We start from the raw sequence: 23,694 nt of genomic DNA on the forward strand, positions 1-23,694 counted from the left end.
TTTGAGGTTAAGCTTTAGAGAATAAGTGACTCAGCGCTAAGATACCTTGCAAACGAGTTAACATTGCTTGTTGCTCAACAGCGTCGCGTTGCTGCCCGTTGGTATTTCCCCATATTGGTCCTGGCCAAGCACAGTCACTGGTAAAGCGTGCAATATGATGGATATGCAATTGAGGCACAATATTACCGAGTGCACCGAGATTAATTTTATCGGGTTGGAACAAAGCTTCAAGCGTTTGACTGACGGCTTGAGATTCCAGTAAAAACTGCTGTTGTTCGGGCATCGGTAAATGATGCAGCTCTTTCAGATGTTCTCTTTTAGGTACTAGGATCACCCAAGGTACCGCTGATTCTTTATGTAATAACGCAACACACAGTGGGAAGTGGCCAATAATATCAGTATCTTTTGCCAGTTGTGGGTGAAGTTCAAACGGCATCGCTATTCTCCATTAGAGATGATTTTTCGATGTAATAAAGGCTGACATCACGCCAGCCTTTTTTAGATGTATTTTAATCCGTCATCTTTGTCGTTGACGATAAGTTTCTAGTTACATCCGCTCTAGAGTATTAATACCTAATAGGTCCAAACCTTGTTTGATGGTTTTTGCCGTCAGCGCGGCGAGTTTCAAGCGGCTTTGCTTGCTCTCTTCATTACTGGCAACCAAGATTGGACAAGCCTCATAGAAACTAGAGAATTGACCGGCTAATTCAAATAAGTAACTGCACATGATGTGCGGCTGACCTTCGCGGGCCACCGCTTGTACCGCTTCTTCAAACTGCAGCAGTTTAGCAATTAAGGCTTTCTCTTTTTCTTCACCAATGATGATCTGGCCACTAAGCGCATCCATGGAGATACCCGCTTTAGCGAAGATAGAGGCAACGCGAGTGTAAGCGTACTGCATATAAGGCGCGGTATTACCTTCAAATGCCAGCATATTATCCCAATCGAAAATGTAATCGGTGGTGCGATGCTTAGAGAGGTCGGCATATTTTACCGCAGCCATAGCGACAGTGGTTGCAATGCTGTTTTTCTCATCAGCCGTTAAATCTGGGTTTTTCGCTTCAATCAGTGCCGCTGCACGCACTTGCGCTTCATCGAGAAGATCGGCAAGACGCACGGTTCCGCCCGCACGAGTTTTAAACGGACGCCCATCTTTACCCAGCATCATGCCGAACGCGTGATGTTCAAGTGACACATGTTCAGGAATGTAGCCCGCTTTACGTACGATAGTCCACGCTTGCATGAGGTGCTGATGTTGTCTGGAGTCGATGAAGTACAGCACTCGGTCCGCGCCAAGTGTTTCATAACGATATTTTGCACAAGCAATATCGGTAGTGGTATACAAGAAACCACCATCACGCTTCTGGATGATAACGCCCATTGGCTCACCATCTTTATTTTTGTATTCATCTAAAAAGACAACTTGAGCGCCGTCATCTTCTTGAGCAATGCCTTTTTCTTTTAGATCAGCGACGATACCCGGTAGCATATCGTTGTACATGCTTTCGCCCATGACATTATCACGTGATAATGAGACATTGAGGCGGTCATAGTTTTGTTGGTTTTGAATCATGGTCACATCGACCAGCTTCTTCCACATCTCTAGGCAGAAAGCATCACCACTTTGCAGTTTCACCACGTAGTTACGTGCTTTAGCGGCAAATTCTTCATCTTCATCGTAGAGCGTTTTTGATTCGCGATAGAAAGCTTCTAAATCGGCCAGCTCCATTGAAACCTCACCCGATTGCTGCTGGACTCGCTCAAGGTTGGCAATCAACATACCGAACTGAGTACCCCAGTCACCAATATGGTTAGCTCGAATCACGTTATGGCCTAAAAACTCCAGCGTACGAACGACGGCATCACCGATGATTGTCGAGCGTAAATGACCCACGTGCATCTCTTTTGCCACGTTAGGGGCAGAGTAATCAACGACAATAGTTTGTGGTTCCGCTTTGTTGACGCCGAGATGAGCATCAGCGAGGGCTAATTCGGCTTGCTGAGCAAGAAAGGTCTCACTCAAGAAAATGTTAATAAAGCCCGGGCCCGCGATTTCGGTTTTACTGGCAATGCCATCGAGATCCAAGACATCAATGACCTTCTGTGCGAATTCTCGCGGATTCATCCCTAACTGTTTAGCGACGCCCATCACGCCGTTAGCTTGATAATCACCAAATTGTGGTTTTGCAGATTGACGAACTGCTGCAGGGCTTCCTGCAGGTGCACCAGCGGCTTCAAGAGCCTGAGAGACTTTATCATTAATCAGTGCTTGAATATTCACACGCGTGTCCTTTGATTCTGGAAACTGGTTTGGTATGCATTTTATTCACTACGGGGTAGCGAGTGCATATCTCGATTCTGTTGATAATTTACGGCCCATAATAACAATTTTATGGGGAGGCACATAGGGCGAAAATTAGGTATTTTTCTACTTTAACGAGGAATCTTGATACTATCAGCTGAAAATACCGATTTTGGATGATTATTATGTCTGAATTACTCATCAATTCTGGCCTTCACCCTGAGCAGATGAAAAGTGAAGTTGATGATTTCATGGATAAAATTCATGAATTATGCAAGATCTTACACATTGATATCTCATCATTAGCGATTGATCATATCGCGCTTAGAATCAATCAGTGGCCATTGGCGCAAGCCGCTCATCAAGCTTGGTTAGAGTATGGTTCCTTACTCTCTGAAGCGAAGATCAACGGTCGACCCATCGTCGTATTGGATTTGTATCAACCTATCGTTCATAAGCATTGGTCGATAGCGTGTTTAGAACTGCCTTATCCTGCCGAAGGAAAATGTTATCCAACACAAGGTTGGGAGCACGTTGAATGTGTTTTTCATGCTAATGCTACAACCGCGCAGGCGTATCTGCAGGTTATTTTGCAGCACTTTCCTGAATTAGCGGAACATTGGGATTCATTAGCGGCATTAGGGGTTAAGACAAAACTTTCTCATCCACAAGGTGAAGGTGAGCGGCTTGCAAACCCAACCGTTGCTTTTAAATGGCAGGGAGTGTGCCTTAAACTGCATCCTCACAGTTTAAGGCAAGTGATTGAGTCCGAAAGATTAACCTAAATCATACACTTTTGGGCGTAATTGAAACTCTGCTATTGAATCAATTGGTTGCCCTAGTGTGAAAGGCGGAGCGTGGTGGTGGGCTTGTCCTTGGGTATGCATAATTAAACGGTTGGCCGTTCTGGGTTTTAATTGATTGACCACAAAGCGGATCATATCAGAACGACTGAGGCGTTTGAGCTCTTCTAGGACCGTCTCTCGTTGATCAAAGCTCCAGTCTTTATTACCGATTGCTACCCATAATCGTTGCGCTCGGCTTCTTAAGGTTGGATCGGCAGCGGCGATTTGGTTCCATAACCCTCGTTTACTGCTGTGCCATTGATATTCGTTTAATTCGAGCAATACCATGTAAAAAGCGTTTAAAAATTCATCGATTGAATTGATCAGTTCAATCGGTGCTGCATGTGGAGATTGAACGTAAAGGACAATGCCAGGGTGACGGTTAAGGGGCATGTTGCCAGTACCCACCATATAACCGAGCTGCTGCTTGGTCCGTATTTCATGAAAAAATGTCGCTGACATTAGATGATTAGCGAGTGAATACAGGGCGATGCTACGGGGCTGACTATCTGACGATTGGTAATACACCACCACGGCTGAATCATCTTGATTGCAATGAACTTCATGTTGAAAAGAACCATGATTGCCCAGCGTGATCAATGGGCGTAACGCTTCTTGATAAGCTTGATCGTTCACTCGTAAGGCCGTTTTTAGCATTTCGCCCAGGGTCAGCGCTTCTTGGGCTAACCAATCACCATACACGAACATCTCAACATGCAGCTTGGAGAGGATTAACTCAACAAAGGGCGCAAGATGCTCAAGCTTGATACTTTCGAGAGCGTTAAGTAAATCACTATAGGGAGGATTATTCGGTTGCAGTAATCCGGTCATCGCATTAAATAGCTGTGAAATAGGACGATCATGCGCTGCATTACGCCAGTTACGATGTAATTGCTGTTTAATCGTAGCAAAACGCGCTGGCTGAAAGTCACGTTGAGAAAATTTATCCAAAATCATCTTCATCAGTTGCGGTTGCTTTTGACTAAAGCCAGAAAGAGAGAGGGTAACACCGCCTTGATGGGCATAGAGGTTATAACTCATACCGGCGATTTCCGCTTGATAGGTTTGGGTGGCTAAACTATCTAAGAACATCTCTACACATAAGCGAGTCATAACGATGTGACGAGTGCTTGATACGGCATGAGGGCTATCGATAGCCATATAGATCACACCTTTCGGAACCTGAAATTCAGTGTCTTGTTGATGCCATAATCTAAAGCCGGGTAATTCTTCAATAATCTGTGGTTGCGCAGTAGGATTGACGAACGGCTTGGGTTCTAATTGTTCGCAAATAAATGGGTTTTTACCGGGTAATCTCACTGGAAAATCAGTGACGATCGTGTGGTATTTAGTTAATTGCTGTTGAGTAAAGGGGAGACAAGCATAAGGCGTTCCATACCACTGTGCATTACGATCATAGCTGAGTCCTTGAGCGACTAAGGTTGCTCGTAAGTTCTCTGGTACCAGATAGCTGAGAATAGTGTTCAGTAAAGGTTCATCATAGGCTTGCATCATGTAATCACCATACATGATGTCCTCAGGCTGGTAATGTTGCATATTGATCACTAAGTGGCTGACAATATCGAGAGGGCGTGAGGTTTCTTGAAAACGGAAGACGGATTCAAGAACGGCTCTTTTTTCTAGATAGCGCCACTCATTAAGCCCTTCACGGCCAATCAGCGCTAAAGTTTGAAACAGCATCTGAATAATATCATCGACGTGCTCAATGCCTTGCTGAGTTAAGGTGCAACTGATAGCAAACTCTCGGTAATTGCTGCCGCTGGCTCCGCCTCCCGCAGAGAGGGATGTGATCCAATTGCGCTCTCTTAATGCCAATAATAAGCTGCCTTCCCCTTCATAACCCAATAAATGGGCAAAATAGGAGAGGGGTTTGTATTGATAATAGGCATCCGTACTCGGCATTGGGAAACTTAAGATCAGCTTGCGGGTTTCTTTTAATGGCTCAACATACAGCCATAATCCGGTATGTTTTTGTTCAACAAAGGGTTGCTGAATATTTTTATCGGCTTGTTGAGTATTAATAATGGTGGCAAAACCTTGTTCTACCGAGTGTTGTAACTCATCCAGTGATTGTGGGCCAACGATTGCTAGTGTCATGATATCAGCTGAGTAATAAGCTTGATAAAAAGCGATCACTTCATCACGAATGGATTGGCCGTTTCTATCGGCGAGAGTCTGTTGATTACCGACGGAAAATTTAGCAAAAGGGTGAACTGGATTAATGGTTTCTTTGTGGACTTGATATAAACGTCTGGAGTCATCGTTTAATTTCATCTTAAATTCAGAATCAACCGCTTGACGTTCTTTATCTAGGGCTTCAGCATTGAATAGTGGAGCTAAAAAAAACTGACTGAAACGATCCAGTGCTTTGGCAAAGGCATTAGGATCGACATCAAAGAAGAAGCAACTATGCTCTGTTCCTGTCCAGGCGTTGTTGCTTCCACCGTGCTGACTAATAAAATTTTGAAACTCGCCTACTTTAGGGTATTTTTCAGTCCCTAGAAACAGCATATGTTCTAGATAATGTGCCATGCCAGGTCGGTCACTAGGATCATCAAAATGACCCACTTTAACCGCCAATGCCGCTGCGGATTTCTGTGCATCAAGTTCATGGATCAGTAAAACACGTAATCCATTGTTTAACGTGAGATAACGATAATGATGATTATCATTGGGGCTTATATGCACAGAGGGTCTCCAAACGGGAAATGAACAGTAAGTATGGCGCTGAAACCACAGCCTGCCAATTGACGGTGAGTAAATTTTTGAACAAACGGTCATTTTCATCGTGATAACAACTTTTTAGCAGAGTGTTAGCTTCATCGATGTCTTTAAGCCGTAGACTGTTATAATCATGACTATGGTCAATATGCCCTAGCAAAAAAGAGCATGCCGACAATAGGTTAATAGGTAAAAATATGAAAATTGTGATTATGCGTCATGGGGAAGCTGAACATTATGCGGACAGTGATGCAGAACGAGCGTTAACCGAAGCAGGACAAACAGCGTCTGCTGCGGTTGCTCGTGTGTTTGCTAAGCAGTCAGGATTAGACCAATTTGATAAAGTATTGGTGAGTCCTTACTTACGCGCTCAGCAAACTTGGCAGGCCATCTCGGGATATTTTTCGGTGGCTAAGGTAGAGACCTGTGACGATATTACGCCTTATGGTCAAGCTGAAGATGTGTTTGAGTATCTTGTGGCTCTGATTCAAACGGAACAACTCGAGACACTGCTGATTATTTCTCATTTGCCTTTGGTCGGTTATTTAGTGGCGGAATTGGTCGCCGGTCTCCCTGCGCCGATGTTTCCTACCTCTGGTGCGATCGGTTTAGAGTTTGACCCTGAGACAAGGCAAGCCAGTGTATTGTGGAATGTTTATCCCTAATCGGCACCAATAATTGTTATCTATCACCCAAACAACTGGACGCTGAAACTTCATGTTGTTTGGGTAGCAAGCTGCCTTGGGTTTCAGGCAGCTTTTTTTATCATTCACTATGCTGATGAGGCAGATCTATTCTGATGGTTATGGTGAAGAAGATCGTTATTAAGATAAATCGTCATATTCTTGACATATACAACTGGACTAAAACTTGCATCTTTGCTGCTCGGTAGGATCTCGTACACCGTTTTGTCGTAACTTTCCATTAACTTATTACTTGCAGGCCTATGAAATTTACGCTGCCATTTGCTCATAAATTACCTAAGATTCCACAACGCAGTCTTCCTGCGATTGGTGCGCCAGTCATGGTACTGGCTACGTTGGCCATGGTGGTCTTACCGATACCTGCGTTTTTACTCGATTTATTTTTTACCTTTAACATTGCGTTATCGATGGTCGTGTTATTAGTGACGGTCTATACCCGACGCCCACTCGATTTCGCTGCCTTTCCAACCGTATTGTTAATTGCCACGTTATTACGTTTAGCCTTAAACGTGGCTTCAACTCGTGTGGTGTTATTGCATGGACATGAAGGTTCTGGTGCCGCTGGTAACGTTATTGAAGCCTTTGGTAGCGTAGTTATTGGTGGTAACTACGCGGTTGGTTTGGTGGTGTTCCTTATTCTAATGATCATTAACTTTATGGTCGTCACCAAAGGTGCGGGACGGATTTCAGAGGTGAGTGCACGCTTTACTCTTGATGCTTTACCCGGTAAGCAGATGGCCATTGATGCCGATTTAAACGCTGGTCTGATTGATCAAGAGCAAGCGAGAACTCGTCGTTTTGAAGTCACCAAAGAAGCGGATTTCTACGGGTCAATGGATGGTGCTTCAAAATTTGTTAAAGGTGATGCCATCGCCGGGATCTTGATTCTGTTCATCAATATTGTCGGTGGCTTAATTATCGGGATGATCCAATACGACCTGAGCTTTAGCCAAGCAATGGAAATCTATATTTTGTTGACCATTGGTGACGGTTTAGTGGCACAGATCCCTTCGTTACTGCTTTCTATCGGTGCGGCCATTATGGTTACTCGCCAAAATACCGATGAAGATATGGGTGAACAGCTCATTTTCCAGCTGTTTGATAATCCTAAAGCCTTAACCATCACCGCGGGCATACTTGGCATAATGGGGGTTGTTCCTGGTATGCCTCATTTTTCTTTTTTACTACTTGCTGTTTTAGCAGGGGGCGCGGCTTATTGGTTGCAACGAAAACAGGCAAGAGAGAAAGAAGAAGCGAAGTTGCCCGTTAAAGCCGAAGGCGACGCTCCGACATTACGTGAATTATCGTGGGATGATGTACAGCCTGTCGATGTTATTGGTCTGGAAGTTGGCTACCGTTTGATCCCCTTAGTCGATAGAGATCAAGGGGGCGAACTGCTGGAGCGTGTTAAAGGGGTACGCAAAAAACTGTCACAAGATTTTGGTTTTCTAATTCCTCCGGTACACATTCGCGATAATCTTGAGCTGACACCAAATAGCTATCGAATTACCCTCATGGGCGTCGCGGTGGGCGAAGCTGAAATTAGACCCGATCAAGAACTCGCCATTAACCCAGGGCAAGTGTATGGAATGATCGACGGTGAACACACTTACGATCCCGCTTTTGGTTTAGAAGCAGTGTGGATACGTGAAGAGCAGCGAGAGCATGCTCAAGCACTGGGTTACACGGTAGTTGACGCCTCTACGGTATTAGCGACTCATCTAAGTCAATTGCTCACCAATAACGCTGCACAATTAATTGGTCATGAAGAAGTACAAAACTTACTTGAGCTACTTGGACGGACTGCACCGAGATTAGTCGATGGTTTTGTCCCTGATCAGTTATCGTTAGGCGTTGTGGTTAAAGTATTACAAAACTTACTCAATGAAGCGATCCCGATTCGAGATATCCGCACGATTGTTCAAACCTTGTCTGAATATGCGAGTAAGAGTCAAGAACCTGACATTTTGACCGCTGCGGTGCGTATCGCATTGAAACGATTAATTGTTCAAGAAATCAATGGTATAGAACCAGAATTGCCGGTTATTACGCTGATTCCTGAGCTGGAACAGATATTGCATCAAACTATGCAAGCTTCAGGCGGAGAGTCTGCAGGCATTGAACCTGGTTTGGCGGAACGTTTACAAATGGCGCTTAGCCAAGCGACTCAAGAGCAAGAGCTTAAAGGGGAACCCGCTGTATTATTGACTTCTGGCGTCTTGCGTTCAACGTTAGCCAAGTTTGTCAAAAATACGATTCCAAATCTCAGAGTTCTCTCCTATCAAGAGATCCCGGATGAGAAACAGATTCGGATTGTACAGGCAGTGGGTAACTAACCACTTTAACCAACAGTACGGATATCTGCCTTGAAAATTAAACGATTTTTTGCGAAAGACATGCGAATGGCGCTGCTGCAAGTGAAAGAAGAGCTTGGAGCGGACGCGGTGATCATGTCGAATAAAAAAGTCGCAGGAGGTGTCGAAATTGTCGCCGCGGTCGATGCGGATTCAGCTTCATCTGCCCCTGCAGCGACGAAACAGTATCGTGCTTCGCCTGCTCAGTATGATAATCGTAAGCCAAGCCCATCAACACGCAATAGCGCAAGAGAGCTGGAAGACGACCGAGTCAGCTTAAAAGCCAGCAATGCGAATGGCGCTTCCATGACTCAGCGCTTTGCCAGCATGCTGAAACAGTACAGCCAAACACCAGATACTGAACATCGCGCCGAAAATGAAGACTCATTAACGGCCTTATTGCAGCGCAACCAGACTAAAACGGCCCCTAATCGACAATTGGCGAATGAAAGCGCACTCGCAAAGTTAATGGCCGAAGAGAGTCCTACTGCTCGTCAGCGCCCACGTCTAGACTCTTCGCGTTACGAACCGAAACGAGATAATGAGCCAACATTAACTCAACAAGAGTTAGAGAGCATGCGCGAAGAGATGAACTCGATTCGTCGCTTGCTTGAGCACCAAGTGTCGGGATTAATGTGGCAAGAAGTGGAACGTCGCGAACCCCTGCGAGCGATGCTGATTAAACGTTTAGAGCGAATGGGCCTCTCTTTGGAATTGGCCGACCAATTAGCCTGTTATATCCCTGAAGAAACACCGCCACCGAAAGCGTGGAAGGCGTTACTTGGTTTAGTCTCCGATCAAATTCCTGTGGTGAAAAAAGACATCTTACAACGCGGTGGTGTCGTTGCTTTACTTGGCCCCACTGGGGTTGGTAAAACCACAACGGTCGCTAAATTGGCAGCTCGTGCGGCGATGGAGTATGGCTCAGATAATGTGGCATTAATAACCACCGATACTTACCGAATAGGCGCTCATGAACAACTCTCGATTTATGGTCGAATTATGGGATGTCCAGTAAGAGTTGCTAAAGATTCCAAAGAGTTAGCCGATGTAATTCATCAGTTACGTAATCGACGCTTGATCCTTGTTGATACTGCGGGAATGGGCCAGCGTGATGTACGTTTATCTGAACAATTGGATACCTTAATGCAAGAGAGTGATGAAGTGATTCACAGCTACCTTGTATTACCCGCTACAGCACAGCGTAAAGTGCTACAGGAAACCATTGAGCACTTTCGAAGAATTCCTCTTTCTGGGTGCATTATGACTAAGCTCGATGAGTGTTTGAGCTTGGGAGAGTTTGTCAGTGTTGTCGTTCAAAATGCGTTACCCGTTGCTTATATTGCCAACGGACAACGCGTACCCGAAGACATAGTGATTGCTCAGCCAAAGTACATGGTGGCAAAAGCAAATGAGTTACTAGAGAAGTCGACAGAGAATGAACCTCATTACTGGAATAGCGATTCAGAGAGATTCTAGGCGGCGGACAAATATGACGAATAAAATGATATATGATCAAGCAAGCGGCCTACGCCGTTTAACTCAACCTTCAGTCACGAAAGTGATCGCCGTAACCGGTGGAAAAGGCGGAGTTGGCAAGTCTAACGTAGCGCTTGGTATGGCTATCTGTATGGCCCGCCAAGGAAAAAAAGTCATGGTGTTGGATGCCGACTTAGGATTAGCTAATGTTGACGTTATGCTAGGGATTCGGCCTAAACGTAACTTAGGTCACGTATTAGCAGGTGAATGTGAATTAAAAGACTCCATTGTTGAAGGTCCGCATGGTATAAAAATCATTCCTGCGACATCCGGTACTCAATCGATGACCGAGTTAACTCATGCTCAGCATGTCGGGTTAATCAGAGCGTTTGGTTCACTTGAAGATGAGATGGATATTCTACTGGTTGATACCGCAGCAGGGATTTCTGACATGGTCGTGAGTTTCTCTCGTGCGGCGCAGGATGTGGTTGTGGTAGTATGCGACGAACCGACTTCTATCACCGATGCATATGCCTTGATCAAACTTTTGAGTAGAGAACATCAAGTTGAGCGATTTAAAATTGTCGCTAACATGGTGAGAAGCTATCGTGAAGGGAGAGAGTTATTCGCAAAATTGACTTTAGTCACAGAGCGATTTTTAAATGTCGGGTTAGAACTCGTCGCCTGCATTCCTTTAGACGATAATGTACGACAGGCAGTAAAAAGACAGAAAATTGTCGTTGATGCTTATCCTCGCTCTCCAGCTTCATTGGCCATTAATTCATTAGCCAATAAAGCACTCACTTGGCCAATACCACGTACGCCAAGTGGTCATTTGGAGTTTTTTGTAGAGCGACTGCTTAATCGAACTGAACCAGTAGAGGAACCTTTTGGTGAATAAAGCGCTGACTTACGATCAATACGGTAATATGACTAGCCAGAAGCTATTTCTGGAAAAATATGCTGTATTGGTTAAGCGTATAGCTCATCATTTAATCGGGCGTTTGCCACCTAGCGTACTTATTGAAGATTTAATGCAAGCTGGCATGATCGGCTTGCTTGAAGCGCAAAAAAATTACGATGGAAGTAAAGGGGCAAGTTTTGAAACCTATGCAGGGATTCGAATTCGTGGTGCAATGTTGGACGACATTCGCCGCGGAGATTGGGTTCCCCGCTCGGTTCACAAACATAATCGAGAGATCAGTCAAGCTATCGCGATATTAGAGGGTGAATTATGTCGCGACCCAAGTGATGCAGAAATTGCGCAGCATTTAGGGATGTCTCTTGAACACTATCACAACGCATTAACGGATATTAGTTGCTCAAGGATAGTGGGTATCGAAGATCTTGGCGTATCGGATGATGCTATTTCGCCATTGGATGATGCGGAGGACAATGCCCCTTTTCAGGGGGTGGCCGACGAATTATTCCGTAAAGCATTGGTTGAATCAATAAAATCACTTCCAGAACGTGAAGCTTTGGTACTTTCGCTCTATTATGATGAAGAGCTAAACTTAAAAGAAATCGGTGAAGTAATTGGCGTGAGCGAGTCCCGCGTGAGTCAAATACTGAGCCAATCTATGCAACGTCTGCGAACTAAGTTGAGTTCTTGGACACAAAACGACTAAATATCACTGACTTTGAACTCAGTGGAGGCAATTTTGAATAAAAATATGAAAATCCTTATTGTTGACGATTTTTCAACAATGCGCCGTATAGTAAAAAACCTACTTCGTGATTTGGGTTTTAATAATACCCAAGAAGCGGACGACGGTTTGACGGCGTTGCCAATGCTAAAAAAAGGTGGTTTTGATTTTGTGGTCACTGACTGGAACATGCCGGGTATGCAAGGCATTGATCTGCTGAAAAATATTCGCGCAGATGCAGAGCTTAAGCACTTACCTGTACTGATGATTACCGCAGAAGCCAAGCGTGAGCAAATTATAGAAGCTGCTCAAGCGGGGGTTAATGGCTATATCGTGAAACCATTTACGGCTGCTACGCTAAAAGAAAAGTTAGATAAGATTTTTGACCGCCTATAATTTTAAAGCACGGGTCAAAAGTTCATTGAGAATTTTTTGCATGTAGGCGGCAACGTTAATCGTACAAAAAATAGTCAGCGAACAGGTATTTATCCATTATGTGAGCAAGGCTAAGACAGGATGATTTCATTAGAACAAGCAAAAGAACTCGTTCAACTATTAGAAAATGGTCAGCAAGATAGCGCCAATACACTGGTTCAACAAGTGTATGAATCTGAAGGCAATCCAATGCTAAAGGAGATCGGCGTATTGACTCGCGATCTGCATGATTCTTTGCGCCAGTTTCAAGTTGATGAGCGAATGAGTCAAATTGCTAACGACGAAATGCCTGATGCCAGAGATAGATTGCATTATGTCATTGATAAAACTGAAGTCGCTGCCAATAAAACAATGGATGCGGTTGATCGCTGCTTACCGATAGCCGACAACCTACATGGAAGTTTGCTACTCATTCGACCACAGTGGAATGCGCTTATGCGCGGTAAAATTGACTTGAATGAATTTAAAGCACTTTGCCATCGTATTGATGATCTTCTTTCGCAAATAGAAGGCAATAGTAGTGAGCTTCGAGGGCAATTAACCGAAATTTTGATGGCGCAAGATTTTCAAGATTTAACGGGACAAATTATCCGCCGAGTGATCACCTTAGTCAATGAGGTGGAAGGTCGCTTAGTAGAGATCTTGACCGTATTTGGTAAAAATCAATTACAACAATCAGGAAAAGTTGAAAAAGCACCTTGTGAGCCAGAGGGACCAATCATTAATCCTCATGAGCGTACAGATGCAGTTTCATCGCAAGACGATGTCGATGATTTATTATCGAGTCTTGGATTTTAGGGGTAAAGTATGAGCTACGATTTAGACGACGACATTCTTCAAGACTTTCTGGTTGAAGCTGGCGAGATTCTCGAGTTGTTATCAGAACAGCTAGTAGAGTTAGAAAATAACCCACAAGACCGCGAACTTCTTAATGCCATTTTCCGCGGTTTTCACACTGTAAAAGGCGGCGCTGGCTTTCTCTCGCTCACCGAACTGGTAGAAACCTGTCACGGTGCAGAAAACGTGTTTGACTATTTACGTAATGGTCAACGTAGTGTCAACGCTCGTTTGATGGATGTGATGCTACGTGCTTTGGATACGGTGAATCAGCAGTTTCAAGCGGTACAAAATCAAGAGCCATTGCAGCCAGCTGATCCGATCTTAATTCAAGAATTGCATGATATGTGTAAGCCTGAATCTGAGGATGAACCTGAAGGTGATGCGTCGGCTGACACGGTTGAAGACATCGAACCTGAAGCTGACTCTGAATCTCATGTACCAGCGCCTTCTGAAGATGTGACCGCTCAAGCCTCGAGTAACGCTCATATCGATGCTAACTCGATTGATGATATTAGTGATGATGAGTTTGAAAGCTTACTTGATGAGTTGCACGGTAAAGGTCGTAGTCCTGGTGCGGAAAAGGCGGCCAGTGAAGCTGCCAAATCTCAGCCATCACCAGCATCAGCACCTGCTGCTTCAGGTGATATTACTGATGATGAGTTTGAAAAATTACTTGATGAGCTGCATGGAAAAGGCAAAAGTCCCTCATTACATGGTTCTGGAGAAGCCCCCTCTCCAACGGTATCGTCACAACCCGCGGTAAAAGCAACACCATCGAATGTGAACGCTAATGGCGATATCATGACCGATGAAGAGTTTGAACGTTTATTAGATGAGTTACACGGCAGTGGTAAAGGACCATCGATCGAAGAGCTAGAAATGGCTACGCGCCCAGCGGCAGCCAATACTACTCAGGCAGCAAAAGCCGCTGCACCAGCCAGTCCATCTATTGAAAAGAAACCAGTAGAACAACCTAAGCCTAAAGCTGCTGCCCCTGCCGCTGCGCCAGCACCAGCTAAACCTGCTCCAGTCGCTAAGGCAACGGATACCAACTCAGACAAGAACGAGTTAGTTGCTGCTGGTTCTGGCGGTGCTAAAAAACCTCAAGTAGAGGCGTCAGTTAGGGTAGATACCTCGACGCTTGACACCATCATGAATATGGTGGGTGAGTTGGTATTAGTGCGTAACCGACTGTTGAGTCTTGGCCTTAATAGTAATGATGAAGAGATGTCTAAAGCGGTCTCTAATCTTGATGTGGTGACGGCAGACTTACAAGGCGCGGTAATGAAAACGCGCATGCAACCGATCAAGAAAGTATTTGGTCGCTTCCCTCGCGTTGTTCGTGACTTGGCTCGAACCTTGAACAAAGACATTGTTTTAGAGTTGAAAGGGGAAGAAACCGATCTGGATAAAAACTTAGTAGAAGCGCTTGCCGATCCATTGATTCACTTGGTACGCAACTCCGTTGACCATGGTATTGAAATGCCCGACGACCGTGTTGCGGCAGGGAAACCGCGTACGGGTAAAGTTATCCTCTCTGCGTCTCAGGAAGGCGACCATATTGAGCTGGCGATCGTTGATGATGGCGGTGGTATGGATCCCGATAAACTGCGAGCGATTGCGGTTAAACGTGGCATGATGGATGAAGATGCGGCTTCTCGATTGACGAATAAAGAGTGTTTTAACCTGATTTTTATGCCGGGCTTTTCCAGTAAAGAGAAAATTTCTGATATTTCTGGACGCGGCGTAGGGATGGATGTGGTGAAAACCGCGATTAATACCCTTAACGGTTCGATTGATATTGATTCTGAACTCACGAAAGGGACCAAAATCACCATTAAAGTTCCGTTAACTCTGGCTATTTTGCCAACGTTAATGGTGGGAGTGGCAGGTCATCCATTCGCTTTACCGCTCGCGAGTGTTAATGAAATCTTCCACCTTGATTTACGCCGGACCAATATTGTCGATGGTCAGCTAACGATTATTGTGCGTGAAAAATCCATTCCGTTGTTCTATCTACAAAATTGGCTAGCCCCTCAGGCGGGTAAAGTCGAGCCTCGTAAAGGCCATGGCCATGTAGTTATTGTACAAATTGGTAACCAACGCGTTGGCCTAGTTGTGGATACATTAATTGGCCAAGAAGAGGTGGTGATTAAGCCTCTCGATAAATTGTTACAAGGTACGCCTGGTATGTCTGGTGCTACGATAACCAGTGATGGTCATATAGCCTTGATACTTGATGTCTCTGATTTACTTAAGAAATACGCAGCTGCTTCGCGTATCTAGTGGTCGATAGACCACCCAAATGATAAGGGTAACTATGCCGATTAAAGTCTTAGTTGTTGATGATTCAAGTTTCTTTCGACGCCGAGTGAGTGAAATCATCAATGCTGAATCGCGCTTAGAAGTGATTGATGTGGCGACTAATGGCCGAGAAGCTGTCGATAAAGCCATGCGTCTAAAACCAGATGTCATCACCATGGATATTGAGATGCCGGTGATGGATGGAATTAGTGCCGTACGTGAGATCATGGCTAATAATCCAACGCCAATTCTAATGTTTTCATCGCTGACTCATGATGGTGCCAAAGCGACACTGGATGCGTTAGATGCTGGCGCTTTAGACTTTCTGCCGAAAAAATTTGAAGATATAGCCCGCAATCGAGAAGATGCAGTCACTTTATTGCAGCAACGAGTATTACAAATTGCGGCGAAACGCAATTTTATGCGTCGTCCGGTGGTCACCAGTAGTGTCACGTCCTCGAACCTTGCCTCGCGCTCGTCATCTGACTCATCAGCGTCAGCTCAGGGACGTGTGGCAACTGCACCTTCAGCATTATCACGCTTTAAAGCAACCGGTAAAAAGTACCAATTAACCGCGATTGGTACGTCAACCGGAGGCCCCGTTGCGCTACAGAAAATCTTAACTAAATTGCCGGCTAATTATCCTCATCCGATCATTTTGATCCAACATATGCCAGCCACCTTCACTGGTGCTTTTGCAAGTCGCCTGAACTCTTTGTGTAAAATTCAGGTGAAAGAAGCCGAAGATGGTGATGTTCTTAAACCGGGTACCGCTTATCTCGCCCCTGGCGGTAAACAGATGATGTTAGATGGTCGCCCAGGAGCGGCCAGATTACGCATTATTGATGGCGGAGAACGGATGAACTACAAACCGTGTGTTGATGTGACATTTGGTTCTGCCTCTAAGATTTTCGGGGATAAAGTCTTATCGATGATCCTCACAGGGATGGGGGCTGATGGTCGCGAGGGTGCTCGTATGTTGCAATCTGCTGGAGCAACAGTTTGGGCGCAAGATGAAGAGAGTTGCGTTGTTTATGGCATGCCGCAAGCGGTTTCCAAAGCGGGAATCTCATCTGAAGATTTGCCCTTGGATCGCATCGCAGAACGTATGCTGATTGAAGTTGGCTTGAGTTAAGGAAACGTTAATGATTGTTTGGAGTGTGGCAAACCAGAAAGGAGGCGTAGGTAAAACTACTACGACCATTACCCTTGCTGGCTTATTAAGCCAACAAGGTAAGCGCGTTTTGCTGGTCGATACCGATCCCCATGCATCATTAACGACTTATTTAGGCTATGATTCTGATGCCGTGCCAACGAGCCTTTTTGATCTATTTCAGTTACGCGAGTTTAATGAACAAAATGTCGAGCCATTAATCTTACGTACCGATATTGAAAATATGGATCTGATCCCTGCTCATATGTCATTAGCTACCTTAGATCGAGTTATGGGTAATCGCAGTGGTATGGGATTAATACTTAAACGTTCATTGCTTGCTCTACGCCATCGTTATGACTACGTATTAATTGACTGCCCTCCGATTCTTGGGGTGATGATGGTGAATGCGTTGGCGGCGAGTGACCGTATTTTAATTCCAGTGCAAACTGAATTCTTGGCAATGAAAGGATTAGAACGCATGGTCCGTACATTAGCGATCATGCAAAAGTCACGTAATCGCGAGTTTAAAGTCACCATTGTGCCTACGATGTACGACAAACGAACTCGTGCGTCATTACAAACTTTGACTCAGCTAAAGAAAGATTACCCTGAACAGGTATGGGCATCTGCCGTTCCCATTGATACTAAATTCCGTGACGCAAGTTTGAAGCGTCTACCCGCTTCTCATTTTGCAGAAGGAAGCCGAGGAGTGTTTGCTTACAAACAGCTGTTACTCTTCTTAGAGAGGTTGGCTATCGATGAGTAACTCCTTACTATCTAGCGAACAAGCCCTGGATGATTACTTCGCGGCTCTACTAGAGGAAGAGCTGGATGAGCCGAATTGGCAAGATGGTCCTTTTTCGACCACGCTTATTAGTCATTCAATAGATGATCCTCAACCTCAACCTGCTCGCCAGCGGAGTGCAGAAAGCTATATCGATCAAGAATTAGTCGAATTTGAGTTGCCTAATTTAGATGACGTACAACGCTTGCTGAGTCAATTAGAGAGCAGTAATCCTGTCGCTGAGCTTGATCTTGAAGTGGTTATGGCAGAAAACACCACTCAAATTGCTCAAACGGTTACTGAGACGGTAGTGGAAGAAATTCAAGAATGGGATATTGAAGAGACGCTTGTTGAGTCTGATCCTGTTATCACGATTGAAGAGCCAGAGCTGTTTGTTGAGGAACCCTCTTTACAGCCTTTGGAAGCAGAGCCTGAGGTGATCATCGAGCCGGTTATGGCAGATGACACGTTAGTGACCGAGGACACACAACCTGATCCATTCGGCATTGGACAGTGGCAATGTCCGATCCGTGAACAAAATTTTCAAGTTTTGTATTTTGATGTTAACGGAGTGACTTTCGCCGTACCACTGGATGAGTTAGGTGGTATTCATCGTAAAGCCACGTTGAACCATCTGATTGGACGACCAGCATGGTATTTAGGCTTACAAACTAACCGAGATTCACAGTTGGATGTGGTCGATACGGCGAAATGGGTAATGTCTGATAAATTAGCGGATGATACGTACAAAAAAGACTATCAATATATAGTCATGTTAGATAACAGCCTGTGGGGCTTAGCTTGTACTAAACTATTAGGTACTGAATGGTTAAGTAGCGATAAGGTACGCTGGCGAGAGCAAGTGGGCAAACGACCTTGGCTCGCAGGAATGGTTAAAGAAAAAATGTGTGCTTTGATACACGTTCATGCATTAATCGCTATGCTTAATGCAGGTCTTGATGTCCAAGCGCTCGATAAATAATACATATTTTGTCGGTCACGACTTAAAGAGGAAAAGGTATGTCTGAAGTAGAAGTGAGAAAAGAACACTCAAATGATGAAGTGCTTCAGTGGGTAACATTTCAATTGGAAGAAGAGACTTATGGCGTCAATGTGATGCAAGTCCGAGAAGTGTTACGTTACACCGAGATCGCACCCGTCCCAGGGTCGCCTGACTATGTTTTAGGAATTATTAACCTACGTGGTAATGTTGTCACCGTTATTGATACACGTTCACGTTTTGGTCTGATGCAAGGTGAAATCACCGACAATACACGAATCATTGTCATTGAATCTGAGCGTCAAGTGATTGGTATCTTAGTCGATAGTGTTGCTGAGGTGGTTTACTTACGTTCATCGGAAATTGATACCACGCCAAGTGTCGGTACAGAAGAGAGTTCTAAGTTTATCCAAGGCGTGAGTAATCGTGATGGAAAACTGCTTATTTTGGTTGATCTCAATAAACTGCTATCGCAAGAAGAGTGGGACGATATGGCTCATCTCTAATGAGTGATTTTTTACACTTTACGCCTTCTGTCCTTGCAGGGGGAGCGGCGTTCATTGTTGTACTATTAACGCTTGGGTTGTGGTTTTTGCGCCGTTCATTAACTCGCCAAGGCGATTATTTTCGTCAACAAGTTCGCCAGCTTGATAAAGAGTTGCAAAAAGCCACCAAGCAGTTGTTAGAAGTGCGTTCTGCTGCAATCGGCCTTGGGCAAAAAGTCACAGGGCAACAAGAGATCATCGTTCACTTAAGTGAGCGTCTTAAGCAGTTAGAAAATGTTGATACCGATGCCCGCCTATACAGTCGGGCAAGTAAAATGGTCAAGTTAGGCGCTGACATTGATGAGCTTATCGAAGAGTGTGAGTTACCTAAAGCCGAAGCGGAATTAATGTTATCATTGCAAAAAAAGTTGGCCGGTAAAGAATCTATTCCACCTTTAAGTAGCGATCCGGAAGGGCGCATGCCTGCTTCTAATACGGGTAAAAGACCGACTCGTAAATCTTCTCTTTAAATAAAAGCCAAATGAGAGTGTTACACTTTCTTTTGGCTTTTATTTTCGTAAACCATTATAAGAAGTTTGCTTACTATCGTCTCATAGGCGGGATTTTGGCCGTTTTTTCATCGATAATGTTCAGGTTAATAACGAGTTTAGCGCTAATTCTATTTTGTCTCTGGGATGCTGTGTTAGTATCAACAGTTTTGAATAACTCATTAATCATTTTTATTGGTTACTGAAAATGATTAATAGCAATCGACGCTTTTTGTTTACTGATGACCGAGCGTTAATATTCTGGTTACATCAATAAGACAAATTCGACGATAATATGATATTTTAAGGCTCATATTGTTATATTCACCCTATTTTTATATTGTAAAAGTCGAGCAATGTCGCAATGACTTTTCACCAATTGGATTATGACCATGCCCAGCCGTTTGTTACGGATAGCAATGCTTTTATTGATGCTGGTACTGGCCGGATGTAGCTCGGTACCTGAAAATGCACATAATGAATCACATCCTAATGACCCTTTAGAGGGGTTTAATCGCGCGATGTGGAAAATTAACTACGATTACCTAGATCCCTACCTAGCTCGTCCTGTTTCACTGGCTTATGTCGATTATGTCCCGTCACCATTAAGACGCGGTTTAGCGAATTTCTTATCTAATTTAGATGAGCCAGCCAGTATGGTTAATAACCTGATCATGGGGAATGGCGAAAAAGCGCTCGATCATTTTAACCGTTTTTGGTTAAACAGTACTTTTGGGCTTTTAGGTTTGATTGATATCGCCTCAGAAGCCGGAATTCGTAAGCATGATGACAAACAATTTGGTGATGCGATAGGTTATTACGGTGTCGGTAACGGACCATACTTAATGGTACCGGGTTATGGACCCTATACTGTGCGGGAAGTGGCGGATACGGTTGATGGTTGGTATGTTCCTCTTGCGTATTTGAATATTTGGGGAAGTATTGGTAAATGGGCGGTTCAAGGAATGGAAACCCGAGCCGCTTTAGTGCCTCAAGAAGCCATGCTACAGCGTTCTCCTGATCCTTACGCATTAACGCGAGAAGTCTATTTACAACGTCGTGACTTTAAAGCTGAACGAGACACAGAACATTACGACACTGATCAAGAAGATTTCCTTGATGATTACCTCGACGGCGGATTCTAGTTTTTCTTGATACCATCTGTTATTGAGATCCAATGAGTGCAGGTCACTTGACCCTAAAGTGATCTGCACTTTCTATTTCTGTATTCTCTTTGCCATCATGCTGACATGACTCGTCCACTGAAATAGTCATTAGTCACAATGTATTCGGTATTACGTATAAGCTCATCTTGAATTTCAGCCCAATGCAGATTGTGATGATTGCCTCCCGCCATCGGGATCACGCCACCGACACGAATATTATAGGGCGTTAACTCTCTGGCCCAACTTTGGGTAAAGCCGGCAACCATAGAATTGGTATTTTCCATTCCGGCTTGTTGTTGTGCGGTATTGTGCCAGACGAGATTAACAATCACTCCTTTTGCTTGATGCTGACGCATCCTTTCTGAGCAAGTTTGCCCAAAGGTAAAGAGGGATGAAGCCATATTGGCCAATTGTTGAATAAAACGCTCTGTAGGCTGTTCATCCACCAAAGAAGGAAAACTGACGCTTGGCCAGTGATTGATTAACACGTCCGGGGCTGAGTGGTAGGTGGTTTCAATATAATCAAATAACTGATGAATACTCGTTGGAGAGCGGTCGGGTAACGTGTAGTAATGAACACGATGACTGATCGCGTAGCAATGCTGCCAGGTGGTGACTAAAGCACTATGATTGGTATCACATAATATAACGTTAGCCCCCAAACGAGCAAAATGCATCGCCAGCGTGCTGCCCAGTAGCGAATTAGCTGAAGTAATTAAAATTAATGCACTTTTAATTTTCATTGTGTGCCTTCCTTGGAGGTGCCGTGACCATCGAGTACGTTAAGCATGGTTGACGGTTTGATATGATGGTGTGAATTGCTTCAAATAAACCCAGTTGTTCGAAAAGCAATCGTTTTTTCTTTGCGCTTATTCACATTCGGCGACAAGGCTTAAGCAAAAATATACACAGCTGCTCTAGGGGCGGTTGGCTTTTGGGGGGATAAAAAGAGAAACTTTTTGATCGATGACTCGCTATTTTTAGCGCCGTCGAGATATATCCTATACCTGAGCTCGTAGTTGATCTTGCCTAAGGGCGTGATTAAGCTGAGGATATAAATCCATTATCATCAATGTCTTATTCTCTTGCTGTGCGAGATGACGGCGGTCATGCCCAGAGAGATTTAAATACACGTCTTCTGGGAAATTTTCAGTGTCTTCAGGGAGGTAGGTGAGCACTTCAGGTTGCAAATAGTGCGACAGTTTGGCGCTCGCCATGCCGCCAGAGTGAAACAGTTTTGCTTGCTGAGCCGAAATAGCGTAAGAGCTTTGATCATTGCGTAGTGCTTGACATGCTGGCAGTTCAAAGCGTTGACGTAGCTGATCTTCAGTCGTACGGTGAGTGGTGATCGGCTCGATGGGCGTGGTATCGCGAACGTCATTCGAGAAGAGTGCCATGAATAGAGCGAAATCGGCATGACGACCTTGCTGTACTGCTTGGTTGACCCCAGTTCCGAGCTGTAATTCATTAATTATTCCGGCTTTGTCTAATGTATGTACTTGCATGGTTTCTCCTCAATGCACCACTAATAACGGCACATGAAGGAAAAACTTTAATAAAAAAAGCCTACCTTATTTGAGGTAGGCTTATCGGTTGGAGCGTTATTCGGCTCTCACCTCTTAATCAACCAAGATTACTTCGCTAGGTTTTGTGCAACAAATTCCCAGTTGACTAGAGCCCAGAAGCCGTTCATGTAGTCTGGACGGAGGTTACGGTAGTCAATGTAGTAAGCATGTTCCCACAGATCAACGGTCAATAAAGGCGTTACGCCCTCTTCAGTGATTGGGGTTGCTGCGTTAGAAGTATTGATAATCGCCAATGAACCGTCTGCTTTTTTCACTAGCCAAGTCCACGACGAACCGAAGTTGTTGATCGCAGAATCAGTGAATTTTGCTTTAAACTCAGCAAATGAACCGAAGGCTGCATTGATGGCTTCTGCCACTGCGCCTGTTGGCTCACCACCGCCGTTTGGAGATAGGCAGTGCCAGTAGAAAGTGTGGTTCCATACCTGTGCCGCATTATTAAAAATACCGCCCGTTGACGTTTTGATGATCTCTTCGAGAGATTTGCCTTCAAACTCTGTACCCGGGATCAGACCATTCAATTTTACGACATAAGTATTATGGTGTTTACCGTGGTGGTAATCCAAAGTCTCTGCTGAAATGTGCGGTTGTAGCGCATCTTTTGCGTAAGGTAGTGCTGGTAGTTCAAATGCCATTGTTCAATTCTCCGTTGTTGAGAGGAAAGAAACGACTAAGCAGACGAGGTCAAATACAGGTTACGGCCCACGACTGATGTAGACACTTCTTTGATTGCTTCCAGTGTTATTGTAATGGAGTCGATAAAACTGACTTGCTATGCATTTTAGCAAGTTTTTACTTTATTAACACCCCAAGTGAAAGAAAAAGTTCAGTTAAGTCAATATACCGCGATCACTTGATACTTACTCTGCTAAATCCATAAACAGAATGTGCTTTTTATTCTCTCTTAATGATTTAGAATGGAAGGGATTAACTTAGCCATCCATTAAGAGGAAGCAATGGAAACCATCGATAAAATTAAACAGCAACTTGCCGAAAACCCAATTCTTCTTTATATGAAAGGGTCACCTAAACTGCCAAGCTGTGGTTTCTCTTCGCAAGCCGCTCAAGCGTTAATGGCGTGCGGTGAAAAATTTGCCTACGTCGATATCTTACAAAATCCAGATATTCGCGCAGAGCTACCGGTTTATGCTCAGTGGCCTACTTTTCCCCAGTTATGGGTTGAAGGTGAATTGATTGGTGGTTGTGACATTATTTTGGAAATGTTCCAAAAAGGTGAACTACAGCCATTAATTAAAGAAGCGGCCGCACGTAACGCGACAGATGAAGCGTAATACTGTATAAAAAAACAGTTTAGCTTGAT

Annotated in this window: 22 protein-coding genes; 16 read left to right on the forward strand and 6 right to left on the reverse strand. The window is 44.4% G+C overall.

The window, feature by feature from the left end:
• Nucleotides 1-7: 7 nt before the first annotated feature.
• Both FKQ60_RS05930 and argS read right to left on the reverse strand, forming a co-directional pair.
• Nucleotides 8-436: an HIT domain-containing protein gene (locus FKQ60_RS05930; RefSeq protein ID WP_170906180.1), complete on the reverse strand. Its 429-nt coding sequence runs from the start codon at nt 434-436 to the stop codon at nt 8-10.
• A 111-nt stretch (nt 437-547) separates the two neighbouring features.
• Complete coding sequence (gene argS, locus FKQ60_RS05935) at nt 548-2,281, reverse strand: arginine--tRNA ligase (protein WP_154170497.1); 1,734 nt, start codon at nt 2,279-2,281, stop codon at nt 548-550.
• A gap of 206 nt (nt 2,282-2,487) precedes the next feature.
• Here argS and FKQ60_RS05940 point away from each other — a divergent pair, with 206 nt between their 5' ends.
• Nucleotides 2,488-3,087 carry a VOC family protein gene (locus tag FKQ60_RS05940; protein ID WP_158138751.1) on the forward strand — a complete coding sequence of 200 codons (600 nt, stop codon included), beginning with the start codon at nt 2,488-2,490 and terminating at the stop codon, nt 3,085-3,087.
• Here the strand turns inward: FKQ60_RS05940 and FKQ60_RS05945 are convergent.
• On the reverse strand, nt 3,079-5,856 hold the full coding sequence (locus FKQ60_RS05945) for an insulinase family protein (RefSeq protein ID WP_158138750.1): 2,778 nt from the start codon (nt 5,854-5,856) through the stop codon (nt 3,079-3,081). The genes FKQ60_RS05940 and FKQ60_RS05945 overlap by 9 nt on opposite strands.
• Nucleotides 5,857-6,086: 230 nt before the next feature.
• On the opposite strand from FKQ60_RS05945, the gene sixA reads away from it, so the two are divergent.
• The 14 genes from sixA (at nt 6,087) to FKQ60_RS06015 (ending at nt 20,769) form a co-directional block, all read left to right on the forward strand.
• Nucleotides 6,087-6,554 carry a phosphohistidine phosphatase SixA gene (gene sixA / locus FKQ60_RS05950; RefSeq protein ID WP_154170503.1) on the forward strand — a complete coding sequence of 156 codons (468 nt, stop codon included), beginning with the start codon at nt 6,087-6,089 and terminating at the stop codon, nt 6,552-6,554.
• A gap of 281 nt (nt 6,555-6,835) precedes the next feature.
• Entirely contained in the window at nt 6,836-8,929 is a 2,094-nt protein-coding gene (gene flhA, locus FKQ60_RS05955) for a flagellar biosynthesis protein FlhA (RefSeq protein WP_158138749.1), read from the forward strand.
• 30 nt (nt 8,930-8,959) lie between these two features.
• The gene (gene flhF, locus FKQ60_RS05960; protein WP_170906181.1) at nt 8,960-10,426 is read left to right on the forward strand and encodes a flagellar biosynthesis protein FlhF; all 1,467 of its coding nucleotides are present in this window, start codon (nt 8,960-8,962) and stop codon (nt 10,424-10,426) included.
• Between the two features lie 13 nt (nt 10,427-10,439).
• Nucleotides 10,440-11,327, forward strand: coding sequence for a MinD/ParA family protein (locus tag FKQ60_RS05965; RefSeq protein WP_040904164.1), 888 nt, complete (start codon nt 10,440-10,442; stop codon nt 11,325-11,327).
• Complete coding sequence (locus FKQ60_RS05970; protein ID WP_040904165.1) at nt 11,320-12,054, forward strand: RNA polymerase sigma factor FliA; 735 nt, start codon at nt 11,320-11,322, stop codon at nt 12,052-12,054. Before FKQ60_RS05965 ends, FKQ60_RS05970 begins: the two co-directional genes overlap by 8 nt.
• Before the next feature lie 45 nt (nt 12,055-12,099).
• Nucleotides 12,100-12,468 (forward strand): chemotaxis response regulator CheY, encoded by a 369-nt coding sequence (gene cheY / locus FKQ60_RS05975; protein WP_040904166.1) that lies wholly within the window; start codon nt 12,100-12,102, stop codon nt 12,466-12,468.
• Nucleotides 12,469-12,588: 120 nt separating this feature from the next.
• Entirely contained in the window at nt 12,589-13,305 is a 717-nt protein-coding gene (locus tag FKQ60_RS05980) for a protein phosphatase CheZ (RefSeq protein ID WP_004394818.1), read from the forward strand.
• A 9-nt stretch (nt 13,306-13,314) separates the two neighbouring features.
• Complete coding sequence (locus FKQ60_RS05985; RefSeq protein WP_170906182.1) at nt 13,315-15,633, forward strand: chemotaxis protein CheA; 2,319 nt, start codon at nt 13,315-13,317, stop codon at nt 15,631-15,633.
• A 34-nt stretch (nt 15,634-15,667) separates the two neighbouring features.
• Entirely contained in the window at nt 15,668-16,786 is a 1,119-nt protein-coding gene (locus FKQ60_RS05990) for a chemotaxis response regulator protein-glutamate methylesterase (protein WP_004394820.1), read from the forward strand.
• Nucleotides 16,787-16,796: 10 nt separating this feature from the next.
• Complete coding sequence (locus FKQ60_RS05995; RefSeq protein ID WP_004394821.1) at nt 16,797-17,573, forward strand: ParA family protein; 777 nt, start codon at nt 16,797-16,799, stop codon at nt 17,571-17,573.
• Nucleotides 17,566-18,573 (forward strand): chemotaxis protein CheW, encoded by a 1,008-nt coding sequence (locus FKQ60_RS06000; RefSeq protein ID WP_004394822.1) that lies wholly within the window; start codon nt 17,566-17,568, stop codon nt 18,571-18,573. The genes FKQ60_RS05995 and FKQ60_RS06000 overlap by 8 nt, the downstream gene beginning before the upstream one ends.
• 38 nt (nt 18,574-18,611) lie before the next feature.
• On the forward strand, nt 18,612-19,097 hold the full coding sequence (locus tag FKQ60_RS06005; protein WP_004394823.1) for a chemotaxis protein CheW: 486 nt from the start codon (nt 18,612-18,614) through the stop codon (nt 19,095-19,097).
• Complete coding sequence (locus FKQ60_RS06010; RefSeq protein WP_040904167.1) at nt 19,097-19,606, forward strand: DUF2802 domain-containing protein; 510 nt, start codon at nt 19,097-19,099, stop codon at nt 19,604-19,606. Before FKQ60_RS06005 ends, FKQ60_RS06010 begins: the two co-directional genes overlap by 1 nt.
• Before the next feature lie 410 nt (nt 19,607-20,016).
• Nucleotides 20,017-20,769 carry an MlaA family lipoprotein gene (locus tag FKQ60_RS06015; protein WP_154170509.1) on the forward strand — a complete coding sequence of 251 codons (753 nt, stop codon included), beginning with the start codon at nt 20,017-20,019 and terminating at the stop codon, nt 20,767-20,769.
• Nucleotides 20,770-20,864: 95 nt separating this feature from the next.
• Here the strand turns inward: FKQ60_RS06015 and FKQ60_RS06020 are convergent, their stop codons facing one another.
• The 3 genes from FKQ60_RS06020 to sodB all read right to left on the reverse strand — a co-directional run bounded on the left by FKQ60_RS06020 (nt 20,865) and on the right by sodB (nt 23,008).
• On the reverse strand, nt 20,865-21,533 hold the full coding sequence (locus FKQ60_RS06020; RefSeq protein WP_158144826.1) for an SDR family oxidoreductase: 669 nt from the start codon (nt 21,531-21,533) through the stop codon (nt 20,865-20,867).
• Nucleotides 21,534-21,791: 258 nt separating this feature from the next.
• Nucleotides 21,792-22,295 (reverse strand): VC2046/SO_2500 family protein, encoded by a 504-nt coding sequence (locus tag FKQ60_RS06025; RefSeq protein ID WP_154170514.1) that lies wholly within the window; start codon nt 22,293-22,295, stop codon nt 21,792-21,794.
• A gap of 128 nt (nt 22,296-22,423) precedes the next feature.
• Nucleotides 22,424-23,008, reverse strand: a complete 585-nt coding sequence (gene sodB / locus FKQ60_RS06030) for a superoxide dismutase [Fe] (protein WP_158138747.1) — start codon at nt 23,006-23,008, stop codon at nt 22,424-22,426.
• Between the two features lie 321 nt (nt 23,009-23,329).
• On the opposite strand from sodB, the gene FKQ60_RS06035 reads away from it, so the two are divergent.
• Nucleotides 23,330-23,665, forward strand: a complete 336-nt coding sequence (locus FKQ60_RS06035; RefSeq protein WP_072669841.1) for a Grx4 family monothiol glutaredoxin — start codon at nt 23,330-23,332, stop codon at nt 23,663-23,665.
• The last annotated feature ends 29 nt before the right edge of the window (nt 23,666-23,694 follow it).

This window comes from Vibrio sp. A11 (genome assembly GCF_013048705.1).
Taxonomy (GTDB): Bacteria; Pseudomonadota; Gammaproteobacteria; order Enterobacterales; family Vibrionaceae; genus Vibrio; species Vibrio metschnikovii.